The organism is Colwellia sp. MB02u-9 (assembly GCF_014077085.1).
Taxonomy (GTDB): Bacteria; Pseudomonadota; Gammaproteobacteria; order Enterobacterales; family Alteromonadaceae; genus Cognaticolwellia.
Genome location: NZ_JACGVF010000094.1, coordinates 248,798 through 261,644 on the forward strand (window position 1 = coordinate 248,798; position 12,847 = coordinate 261,644).

Here is a 12,847-nt window from a genome sequence, read left to right on the forward strand (position 1 = left end):
CCGCATGCGAGATTAAGTGCGAAATAAGTATTTTAAATTAAAGTTTAAAATTCATACGTCAATCCTAAATAGGCGATATCAACATCATTAACATCAAGCGCATAACGCTTAATGCCAGCATTAACTCCCCACGCCTCATCTATTTTATAAGTGCCTTCAATGCCATAATACATATCTATACCATCGTTATCATGATCAATGCGTTGGTCTTCATAGGCACTAACAACATCACTGTCCCAAGTTAACAACCCAAATAGAACAGAGGCATTATATTGCTCACTTTGTAAAAAATGATAGTGACCATTAAGTCCGACCCCTTTAACTAAAACAGGTACAATTTTAGCAACACTTTGGTGATACTCACTAGCGATAAGCGTATCCCCCGTGATTGCTAAAGACCCTTCACCCATATCAACATAACTAAGTGTTACACTCCAATCTTTGGTGATATTAGTCCCTACACCTATAGACCAGCTTGTTGCTTTATTATCAATATGAGTAATAATCCCAACAGGAACTTGCTTAGAAATCCCTGAAGTTTTTGCTTTGCCTTGACCAAGTTCAGCTTTAATGAAAATGTCGAACTTTGCTGCTTGAGCAGCATAACTACTAAAAATTATGTTAAAGCTAAGCAGCCCCCATAAACTAAAGCATTGCACTAATGTTTTACCTGTTGCTGTTTTAGACATCACTAAAGTGCTTTTTCGTCGAATAAATAGCATTACACTTCCTAACAGTAAAATGATTGACCCCAAACTACCGCCACTCGATTTATTGGTAATAATAATGGTTTCATAAGCATTAACTGTGACCGCAACTTGCCCCTGACTTTCACCACCATTATTATCACTAATGTGATAGGTAACAGTATCAAAACCGTCAAAACTATCAAGCGGCGTATAAACCAGCATGTTATTGCTGATAATGATACCACCTTGCTCTGCACTGACACTTATCAAAGTTAATTCGTCGTTATCAACATCAGTGTCGTTCGCTAGTACATCAATAGTTATGGCTGTTCTATCATCCGTAGTGGCACTATCATCTACAGTAACAGGCGCTGTATTTTCAATAACGTTGACAGCTACATCACCAAAGCCTGTACCATTGTTGCCGTCACTCACACCATAAATGATGGTCGCTAAACCAAAGAAGTTAGCGTCAGGTTGATAGTGTAATTGTTGGTCTACAATCGTCACATTACCAAAATCAACAATTGCACTGGTAATACTCAAACTGTCTTCATCGCTATCTATATCATTAGCAAGCACATCAATTGTCACTGATTTATTTTGTGTTGTCACAACCTGCTCTGACATAATTTCTGGTAAGGTATTGTTGTTGTTAAAAACACCAACACCGCTAGGGTCCACGATACGACTATTGGCAACACCATCATCATCATTTAGGCCACCATCTTCTAGCGTTAACTGCACACACCAATGGCCAGCGGTCAACCCGAGGGACCAACTTTCATCATTTGGCGCAGGACAGTATCCAATTTCGCCAGCGGCTGATGAATAATAATTATTAGTATCTACTACAAATTCAACCCAAACCTTATCTGACGTTAATTTACGATAAATAGCATTTTCAGGAATAGGTAAGCGTTGTGGTAATACCAGACTGATACTTTGTCCTGCAACAGGTAATCCACTTAAGATAAAGTCAAAAATACCGCCAACATTTATCGCTTCATTATCATTGATAACTTCATTTACACTCAGTAATAATGCACCAGACTGGTTACTCGCCGTATTAATGCCTCGGCGTAAACAAGTACTTGGCTCAGTCTCAATAAGGTATAACTCATGCTGACTTATTTCTGAAGTTTGTATATTACAACGACTATTATTGTTATCTAAGTAATCAGCAATACCGTCATCATCTATATCACCATGGCCTTCAGCATTATCAGGAATTAAGTCACCGTCGCTATCAATATCAGTTAATGTCGGTAATGCCTCAACAATATCAAGGTAGACAAATACTACAGTGCTTAATGGCGACTCACCATTATCGGTGACGTTAAGTGATAATGTTTGCTGACCTGTTGCTACATTTGTTGGGTCAAAGGTAAAGCTTGTATCCTCTGCATCACTGTCAACTAATACACCGCTAACACTCGTCCAAGTGTAACTATGGTTATCGTCATTATTAGCATCAAATACTTCACTGGTAATAACCACTTCTCCTAAAGTTTTATCAATCAGTGTCCGTTGTTCATTATCTTGAGAAACCGTAATACTTGCTTGTGGCGCAAGATTACCTTCAGTAATGGTTAAGGTGAATACTGACTTCGCACCTAAATTAACATTATTATCAAGGGTGATAACAACGACTTCATCGGCTTCAACTACCCCATCACTAAAGGTATCAAATTCGATATAGCCCAATAAACCAGAATCAATGATAAGCTCACCTAATACTAAGTCATGGTCATTACTATCCGCATCACCACTTACAGAGTAAGGAACGATGACAGGATAAGTCGGTGACTCACCATTTAAGTGAACAGCGACTTTATAATGAGAACCCTCAGTACCTTGGCTGTCTACAGCAATATTAACTAATGGCTGAACGGTAACACGCTGCGTAACAACTCGCTTAAAGCCATCACTGTCTTGCGCTTGCCAATAGACCAAGTTATTACCTGGGACAAAGCGTGTAATGCCATCAACAAGAGAAACAGGCACTGAACCACCTTCACTGTTAATAGCGGTAGCAACACCTAAGTCAACCTTAGTAAATAAAGCCGTCGCATTAATATCAATATCCTGAGGTAGAGTAATAACAGGCAGTAAGGCATCAATATGGTTATCAAAAACAAGTGTTACGTTTGCTTTACTATCATCGTTATCCTTGACGGCATTGCCATCGCTAATAGCATACTGTAATTTAATCTCACCTTCGAAAACACCTTGTATTTGAAAAATCAATTCTCCTACTTCGATGCGCGTATTACCAATAGCGCTATTAGCATTAATAATGCTCAAAACATCGCCATCAACATCGCTGTCATTATTTAACACATCAAGGTTATAACGTCCGTTTTCACTATAAGTAAGAACAATTGTGTCATCTTGAGCGACAGGTGCATCATTAACAGGGTTGATCGTTAACTCAACAGTTACTGGCTCAGAATCAGTTTCTGCATCCATTGCTTTATAAGTAAAGTTATCCGTGCCGTTGAAGTTTGTATTCGCTGTATAAATCCATATATTATCAGTTGATTGAACTAAAGAACCATGCACTGGCTCAGTCAAAATGGCATAGGTTAATTCATCTTCATCAAAATCCTCGGCAGATAATATGATGGTTAACTCGCTATCTTCTTCAAGTGATAGAGTTTGTGCATCAGCCACAGGAGCTTCATTGGTATTAGTCACCGTAATGGTAAAGGCAAGCAAACTTCCTACGGTATTAGCACTATCAGTAACACTAATCACAATATCTGCATAATCTGCAGCATCTGTTCTCGAAGGAGTGCCGGTTAATGCGCCGGTTAACGCGTTAAACGTTGCCCAACTAGGTTTATTAGTAATACTAAAGGTTTGGGTATCACCAATATCATCAGTCACCGTTGGGGTAAAACTATAGGCGTCCTCTTCAGCCACCGTTGTTGCTGGAGTACCTGTTATTACCGGCGCATCATTGGTGTTTGTCACTGTGATAGTAAAGCCCGCTAAGCTTACCGATGCATTCGCAGCATCGGTAACACTAATGATAATACCACTAGTTATACCAACATCCGCATTAATGGGTGTGCCCGTTAAGGCGCCTGTTGAAGTGCTAAACGTTGCCCAGGTAGGTTTATTGCTAATGCTAAAAGTCTGGGTGTCACCTGCATCAACATCAGAAACTATTGGAGTAAAGCTGTAGGCAGTATCTTCAGCCGCCGTTGTTGCTGGCGTACCTGTTATTACCGGCGCATCATTGGTGTTTGACACTGTGATAGTAAAGGCCGCTAAGCTTACTGTTGCATTCGCAGCATCGGCAACACTAATGACAATACCTGAGGTGGTACCTATATCGGCTTGAACTGGTGTGCCGGTTAACGTACCAGTTGTCGCATTAAACGTTGCCCATGTGGGCTTATTGCTAATGCTAAAGGTTTGGGTATCCCCTGCATCAACATCAGAAACTGTTGGAGTAAAGCTGTAGGCAGCATCTTCCACCGCAGTTGTTGCTGGCGCACCTGTTATTACCGGCGCATCGTTGGTGTTTGACACGGTCAGATTAAAGGCCACTAAGCTGTCTGATGCATTCGCACTATCGGCAACACTGATGACAATACCTGAGGTGGTTCCAACATCCGCATTAGTCGGTGTGCCCGTTAAGCTACCAGTTATTGTGCTAAACGTTGCCCAGGTAGGTTTAATATTAATACTAAAAGTTTGGGTATCCCCTGCATCAACATCAGAAACTGTTGGGATAAAGCTATAACTACTGTCTTCAGCTACCGTTGTTGCTGGCGTACCTGTTATTACCGGCGCATCATTGGTGTTTGACACTGTGATAGTAAAGGCCGCTAAGCTTACTGTTGCATTCGCAGCATCGGCAACACTGATGATAATACCTGAGGTGGTACCTATATCGGCTTGAACTGGTGTGCCGGTTAACGTACCAGTTGTCGCATTAAACGTTGCCCAGCTAGGTTTAATGTTAATACTAAAGCTTTGGGTATCACCTGCATCAACATCAGAAACTGTTGGAGTAAAACTGTAGGCAGCATCTTCAACCGCAGTTGTTGCTGGCGCACCTGTTATTACCGGCGCATCGTTGGTGTTTGACACGGTCAGATTAAAGGCCACTAAGCTGTCTGATGCATTCGCACTATCGGCAACACTAATGATAATACCTGAGGTGGTTCCAACATCCGCATTAGTCGGCGTGCCCGTTAAGCCACCTGTTGAAGTACTAAACGTTGCCCAGCTAGGTTTAATATTAATACTAAAAGTTTGGGTATCCCCTGCATCAACATCAGAAACTGTTGGGATAAAGCTATAACTACTGTCTTCAGCTACCGTTGTGGCTGGTGTACCTATTATTACCGGCGCATCATTGGTGTTTGACACTGTGATAGTAAAGGCCGCTAAGCTTACTGTTGCATTCGCAGCATCGGCAACACTGATGACAATACCTGAGGTGGTACCAATATCATCATTAGTCGGTGTGCCCGTTAAGCTACCGGTTATTGTGCTAAACGTTGCCCAGCTAGGTTTAATGTTAATACTAAAGCTTTGGGTATCACCTGCATCAACATCAGAAACTATAGGAGTAAAGCTGTAGGCAATATCTTCAGCCACCGTTGTGGCTGGCGTACCTGTTATTACCGGCGCATCGTTGGTGTTTGTCACGGTCAGATTAAAGGCCGCTAAGCTGTCTGATGTATTCGCACTATCGGCAACACTGATGACAATACCTGAGGTGGTACCAACATCCGCATTAGTCGGTGTGCCCGTTAAGGCGCCTGTTGTCGTGCTAAACGTTGCCCAGCTAGGTTTAATGTTAATACTAAAGGTTTGGGTATCACTGCTATTTGTATCTGTGACCGTTGGCGTAAAAGTATACACTGAATCTTCTACTGCAACATTGCCCGGCGAACCACTGATAACTGGTGCAAAATTTGTTATCTCTGTAATCGTCGGTATATCGATAACTTCTATGGCCCGTGTTGTTTGATTGCCCACTAAAAAATTATTCGCATTGCCGAGCGTAACTGGAGCATCTAATGTCCAACTACCTCCATTAACAGATGTAGACGCTAACGCCGTATTATTATCAGCAACACCATCATTGTTATTGTCGCTGTAAAGGTAGATCACCATGCCCTCGGTCGGACTAGTCCCAGAGATATTGAAGCTGCTACCTTGCACTTGTATATTAGCTGCTGGAACTAACGCAGAAATAAAGGCATTGTTGTTATACACAAGCGATAACTGGTTAGACGAAGAGTTTGCAAGGCTATTATCTACCAGATCATCAACGCTATTAGCGGGTAAATCTACCGTCACCTCACCGTTACTTGAGGGGGTAAGATCGACCTGATAGCTATTACCTGAACCACTAAAGTTAGCTAAGGTACCATTATTAACAACTAAGTCATTAACTGTAAAGTTGACTACGTCGCGGCTAAAATTAATATTAACAAGTATAGGGCTACTGGCTGTTGGATTGCCTGCAGTGCTTGTAAGCAATGCGGTTAACGATTGAACTTCCAATGTAGCCGTTGCAGCAACACTAATTGTGTTACTGCCATTAACAGTACCATTAACATTGCTAGTTACACTGTTGTATACTCCATCTGCCGCACCAGCTGGTACTTGAAGATCAACAATAAAGGTACAGGATTCTCCCGATTTTAAATTTCCTCCTGCAAAAGTTAAAGACGTTATACCTCTAGACGTTGTAACTGTGATACTTGACCCGACACCACAAGGATCGGTAGGTAGAGTGATCGCCTGAAATGAGTTAATCACTGAACTCATTGGATCAGTAAAACTAATCAGTGTAGCATCTGCAGAGCTGTTGGTAAGCGTATAAGTCAGCGAAATAATATCACCTGCTAAAACAACGTCAGGACTAAAAGACTTAGTTAAATGCAAGGCACTGATCACAAGAGTATCAGAGGCTGCAGCGCTGTTAACTGCTTGCCCACCTGTACTTCCTGTTACTGCTGAGCTGGTTAACGTAATAGTGCTAGGAGTTGCATTATTAGGTACTAACAGTGTAACAGAAAAAGTACATTGGCTAGCACTCGATAAAGAGCCACTAGAAAATGTGAGTATTGAGCTGCCACTAATAGTTGAGCCAGCACCACAAACGTCACCGGAAGGTGTTGATACTGCAGTCAGGCCACTCAAAACAGTATTCAAATCAACCGTAAAGGCAAGGTTGGAAACATCTGCGATAGCACTTTCACTGTAATCAAGCGTAAACTCTAGGGTCACTTGCCCCCCTGGTGCTATTTGTTCTTCAACAATTGCCAAGGACAATTTAGCGGCACTAATAACCGATAAAGTGTCCTGACCTTGATTACCATAAACAGTTTCACCATTAACAGTGCCAGCAATAATTGAAGTAGTGAGAAGATAATTAGCCGAAGAATTGTCTGCAGGTAAAGTAAGCACAAGATCAAAAGTACAGTTGCCCCCAGCGCTTATTGTTCCACCAGCAAATTTGAAATCCCTATCAACAAAATTAGTAATAGATAGTAGGTCTGAGAAGGTGCTGCCAGCGCCACAGGTATTTGCATCGGGTAATGTATTCGACACCATACCAGAAACTATAGAATCTATAGGCATAGTAAACCCTAAATTAGTAACGCTATTCGTCGGATCGGTATTAGTAACCACATAACGCAAGGTCAGGTTTTCACCGCTATTAACAGTATTGTTAAGAAAAGACATGCTGACTTGCGGTGCCTTTTTAATTACCAGTGTATTAGTGGACGCGGCTTTAGTAGTGACCGAACCTAAAGTTAAGTCAATAATACTTGTGGTGTTAGTATAACTCCCCGCAGCAGCACTTGTAGGTATTAACACGCTGATCTTAAATGTACAGGAAGCTCCTGCCGACAAATTAGCACCCGCAACGGTAATCGGGCTTGGACCTGTGCTGCGGCCGTTAATGTCTAAAATTGGGCTTGGTATTGTTAGGCTAGAGCCAGCGCCACAAAAACCGTCAGACGGCAGTGCTGTCGCTGTTAATCCACTTAATGTCGCATTAAGATCATTGGTAAAGCCGATATCTAAAGCGGTATTAATTCTATCTAAATTATTAATAGTATAAGTAAGGTCGACAGTTGTACCTGGGGCACTGGCGTTTGGAAAGGTCATAAACATAAATGAACTACCCACTGTTAGTTCAGCGCTAGCCTGTCCACTGACACTTGAGCCTTGATATGATAAATCAATACTTTTAGTCTGATAAACGCCAGCAGAAGGCGCTGTTACATCTACTGAAACAGTACAGGTTGAACCGGCAACCACCCTTCCAGAATAGCTGATTAACGAGGTAGACCTAGGCTCTGCAACCACCGTTGCTGTGCAGCTATTAGTAATATTAGGCTTCTCATAAACAGTAAGTCCGGTTGGCAAGTTATTGGTAAAATATAGAGAGCTAGCAATTGAGCTATTAGCACTATTATCTATGGTATAAGTTAAGGTACTAACCGCGCCTGGGGCAATTATAGCCGGTGAAAAAGCCATACTAAAAACTGGACGATTATCATCGACTGTTAAGGTAGCTGAGCTCGTAACCACACTGCCAGCGCTAGTACTTAGTGCGCCTGTGATATTAGTATAAGCACCTGCAATGGTGCTAGTAACATCGACTTGAAAACTACAGCTTGCACCTGCGCCCAAACGGTAATCACTAAAGGAGGTCACGCTACTCCCTGGTGTTGAAACATAGCTACCGTTACGACAAGTATTGAGTGCAAAAGCCGGTGAAGCGATGGTCATACCGGCAGGGAGTGTGTTGGTAAAGGTAAGTCCACTAACACCGGTTGCCTGCGCCGAGTTGTCAATGGTATAGGTCATAGTTGAGACACTACCAGGACCTATCGTTGTTGGGGAAAAGCTAACACTAAATACTGGTGTGTTCAAGGGCACAGCATGGCTTAAAAAGTTCCACATTAGGCAAACCACAAGCGCCAAGGCTTTGAGGAAGCTAGGTATAAAAGACATTTTTTTATTCATTTAATGATACTCTTTTGGAATTTTAAGCGAAGCACAACAAAACAAGCCCTGCGTTTGACTTTTACTTGGCGCCTGCAGGTACAGGGCTAACATAATAAAAAGAGAATTAGCCATTTTTAACGAGAGATAAAAGTGCACTAATCACTTATATACTAATCACTTATATAGGTAATGAGTTAACTACAGGTTTAAAAAATAATTAACTCGTGCACTCAGCAGTTATTGCATGTTTTTACTTTGCTCTAATTGCTCGACACGGCGCTGCAAATTTTCTATTACTTTTTGTTGTTCTTGCACCAGTTTGGTCAGTACAGCAACAAAATCCATTGCCGCTAGACTTTTACGATCATTAGTGGCAACTATTTCAGGTACATCCTCGGCAATAAAACCCGCGTAACTTTCAGTAGGCTCAATTTTGTAGGTAAAAGTAACAGGTTTAAGCGCTTTAATCGTATTAAGTGCAACCTCGGCACTAATATCAGTGATATTATTTTTTAAGTTACGGCTTGATGCATTGGTCCATACCCCACCTGTTGTCAAGTGTGCAGTGTTGGCAAACTCAAGTACATTTGAGGCGTTAACACTTTGAACACCAACACCGATTGTGCCGTCAGTGTTAACCGTAAACAGAGAGGAACCGGCAGTTGTTTGAATATCAAATAAGCCATTAAGCACTTGTCCATCGTCAATATTAATACCAACATCGCCTGAAGGGCTGACTAAAAATGCATGGTTGTCGGCATTGCTAGGGTGTGCAATATCTAACAGACCATCTGGTGTGCTGGTTTGAACACCGACGTCACCGTTAGTGTTGACCATAAACTGAGATAAGCCACCAGTTGTTTGAATATCAAATAAGCCATTAGGCACAAATCCATTGTCAATATTAACACCCACAACGCCTGAAGGGCTGACTAAAAATGCATGGTTATTGAAATTGCTAGGGTGTGCAATATCTAACAGACCATCTGGTGTGCTGGTTTGAAAACCGATGTCACCATCAGCTGCGATATAAAGACTGTTAGAAGGTGCATTCGGCATGATTCTAAAGGGCATTCTCGAACCATTAGTTATGTCACGAATAAAAAAGCTTGTTTCATTACCGCCAAGATCCCAAGTTTGTGGACTCCAACCACTACTACTATCCTGCTCTAAGCGAATAGTTGGCGTGTCAGAACCGCGCACATGCAGATCAACGATTGGCGCTGCTGTGCCTAATCCTAAATTACCACTACTAGCGACATACATGCTGTTTGATGGTGCACTAGCTAAAATAGTAAATGGGGTTTTGCCGCTATCAATATCGTCAATACTGAATCTATTGACGCCGCCATTGATGGAGTCATTAACCGTTATTTGCCAATCAGTAGTTGGAAAAGCACCAGTTCCACTGGTATCTTGAAACCTTATCCGGAGATTATTTTCTTTGAGCCTTAGGGTATCAAAACCAAAACTTTCGTTATTGACGCAATCAAATCCAGTACAAATACTACCAGTAACAACTAAATCGTCTTGTATTTGTTGATCAGCTAGTGCTGAAAAGCTACTAAATCCGGCAACACTGATGAGTGCAATAATGGGCGCTTTCACTAATCTAATTTTTCTATTTTTCATATTATATCTCTTGATTAGCTAATTTATTATTCAACTGAATGGGTCTGAGTAGCAAAATTTTTAATTTCACCTGATTCAATATAAAAATGGCCACTTTGTTTAATCGCTTTATGTAACTGCTTACGTTCATTTTCACCTCGGCCATTATTCAAAGGTTGATGAGTTGCCACAACAAACTCATCGGAAAGTGCAGCGGTTAACTGATAGGTGTACAAACCATCGGTTAATACACCAAAAGCGGATAATTCAATAGCGGGAATCTCAATATCAACCGATTCACTGACAGAAAAGCCATTAGGGCCTACTATGGTTAACGTAGAGGCAAAGACATTTTTGGGGTTAGTAAAACCAATATAAGTACCACTAAAGTTTTCATTAGCGATTAGAGTAGTCGCATTCTCTGTGTTTGTTTTTTCAACCTGATTAGTTGCCATCACTAAAGGTGAGTTGAGCAGTAAACTTATTACTGACGATAGAAAAATGTGTTTGCTATTCATATTGGTGACCTTTCAGGTTATTTTATTATTTATACACAAACGTTCTCATTGCATGAAAACACTACTTTTGTGAATTGCATATATTGAACTAATAATATAGGATTACTCTACTTAAAAACACAGAAAAAGCAGAAATTGCAGAGATTGCAGAAACTACAGAAACTACAGAAATTAAATAATAAACATTTTTTTATTTTTTTCAACTATAACTTTTACTTCTTAACCACATGTTAATATAATTAACTATTTATTAACCAATTTAACCACTTAATAACAAGGTTTATCATGTTTTATAAATGTATGTTTTATTGCTCAATGTTGTTTATGCTTATTTCATGTGGAAATGACGATAAAGCGCTGTCCTTGCCCCCTGCTGTCGATTTAAATACTGAAACTATTGCTAATAACGTCGGTGATGCTGATATTGGCGGAGCTAACACTGATACTAATGAAAACGATGGATTAACTGACAATGATTTAGATGATTCTGACATCGGCAGAACTAACACTGATACCAGTGAAGATGCTGAATTACCTGACAATGATATAGATGACTCTGATCCGGTTGGTTAATTTGGTGTGATGTTCTAGGCAAAGCACTTAGCTAAGCTCTATGTTACAAGATGATCATTTATCAATATTGACTGATGTGCTATTCAAATGTTTAAGACGACACAGAAGATAGTCAAACTTAATTAATGCACTTGTCTTTAGTATTTATTTTATCGTGTGCAATATCAGACTAGCTCTTAAAAATGACTTTTATTTGAGAACAAATAATTTTTTGACTAAAGATAAACGTTTTTGCCATTCACTCTGCACGATTATTGTTGATATGAAGCTTGTTGTCTTAAGTATAACCGTTGGGTTTACACCATTAATTTTTGCAGTGTTGAATAGCTTTGCCTCAGGCTGCTTTGAAGGTATATAGACTTTATTAAGTGATGCCCCACTGATTTTAGTAGATTATTTGACCATTATTTCAAAGTAATTAGACCATAAAACAGACTCTATTTTATCCGAGTAAAATACTTTTAGCCTGTCTAGTTCCCTATTAAAAAAACAAACTTATTACCCGTTAAGGGTTAAAGTTGTATTGGTTATTCAACCCTTAACGACAAGCTATTAATCTATTTTATAAAGTCGATTGCGCTAAAAATGTATGTTGGGAAATAAACCTATCACTTGCTTAATAACCTCGGTTTTTTGACTTTTCGCTAGGTACACGGCAAATATTTCACGATGATAAACCGGCGCACTTTCAACAACAAACAACTTATTCGCTTCAACATGTTCAAAAGTCATTTGCCGAGGCAAGTGTGCACCTCCCCCCGCTTGTAAAATATAATTTAAGGCGATGCGAGGCTGACTCATAAAGTGTTTTGCCGGTGGAGCATGCTGAAATTCACGCATATGCTGAGTATTTACCGACTCACCATAATCTACCATAATATAATTGTCGACATGCGAGCCTTCAATGTGATCGGGATTTGTGGTTACTAAATGCAGTGGCACTGTGGCTACTTTCTCGGTGACTAAATCTTCGATAAATGGTGGTTCAAATAAAAACGCAAGATCTACCACGCGGCCAATAACATTTTTTCTTAACTCCATGGGCGAATAGGTACTGGTAAATAAACTAACACTGTCTAAATTACGGTGAATTTTCTGCAACCAACCTTGTAAGACAATATCCCAGATAGAGTTTAACGAACCGATGGCAAGTTGCTGCGCATCATGCTCGACTACACCAACATCGTGCTTGGTTTTTTGCCACATAAAAAGTATTTCATTGGCATGCTTTATTAGTCGAAGACCTTCAGTCGTCAACTTTAGATGTTTATTACTACGATCAAACAGCAAAACACCCAAGTCATCTTCTAAAAGCTTTATGCGGGCACTAACGGCTGACTGGGTAATAAAAAGATTTTCAGAGGCGATTCTAAAATGTAATGTTCGGCTTACTTCCAAAAATGTGGTTAATAATTCAAATTTCATAAAACCCTCTCTAATCAAATATTTTGATTGAAC

The 12,847-nt window shown here is 40.4% G+C and carries 5 protein-coding genes; 1 reads left to right on the top strand and 4 read right to left on the bottom strand.

Features of this window, described 5'->3' with window-relative positions:
• Positions 1–44 precede the first annotated feature (44 nt).
• From H4J65_RS09790 to H4J65_RS09800, 3 genes are all read right to left on the bottom strand, one after another.
• The gene (locus tag H4J65_RS09790) at positions 45–8,705 is read right to left on the bottom strand and encodes an Ig-like domain-containing protein (RefSeq protein WP_182197931.1); all 8,661 of its coding nucleotides are present in this window, start codon (positions 8,703–8,705) and stop codon (positions 45–47) included.
• A 219-nt stretch (positions 8,706–8,924) separates the two neighbouring features.
• Positions 8,925–10,319, bottom strand: coding sequence for a tail fiber domain-containing protein (locus H4J65_RS09795; protein ID WP_182197933.1), 1,395 nt, complete (start codon positions 10,317–10,319; stop codon positions 8,925–8,927).
• A 26-nt stretch (positions 10,320–10,345) separates the two neighbouring features.
• A complete protein-coding gene (locus tag H4J65_RS09800) occupies positions 10,346–10,816 on the bottom strand; it encodes a hypothetical protein (RefSeq protein WP_182197935.1) in 471 nt (156 codons plus the stop codon).
• 285 nt (positions 10,817–11,101) lie between these two features.
• On the opposite strand from H4J65_RS09800, the gene H4J65_RS09805 reads away from it, so the two are divergent.
• Positions 11,102–11,389 carry a hypothetical protein gene (locus tag H4J65_RS09805; RefSeq protein ID WP_182182857.1) on the top strand — a complete coding sequence of 96 codons (288 nt, stop codon included), beginning with the start codon at positions 11,102–11,104 and terminating at the stop codon, positions 11,387–11,389.
• 579 nt (positions 11,390–11,968) lie between these two features.
• Here the strand turns inward: H4J65_RS09805 and H4J65_RS09810 are convergent.
• A complete protein-coding gene (locus H4J65_RS09810; RefSeq protein ID WP_182137844.1) occupies positions 11,969–12,814 on the bottom strand; it encodes a LysR family transcriptional regulator in 846 nt (281 codons plus the stop codon).
• Positions 12,815–12,847 lie beyond the last annotated feature (33 nt).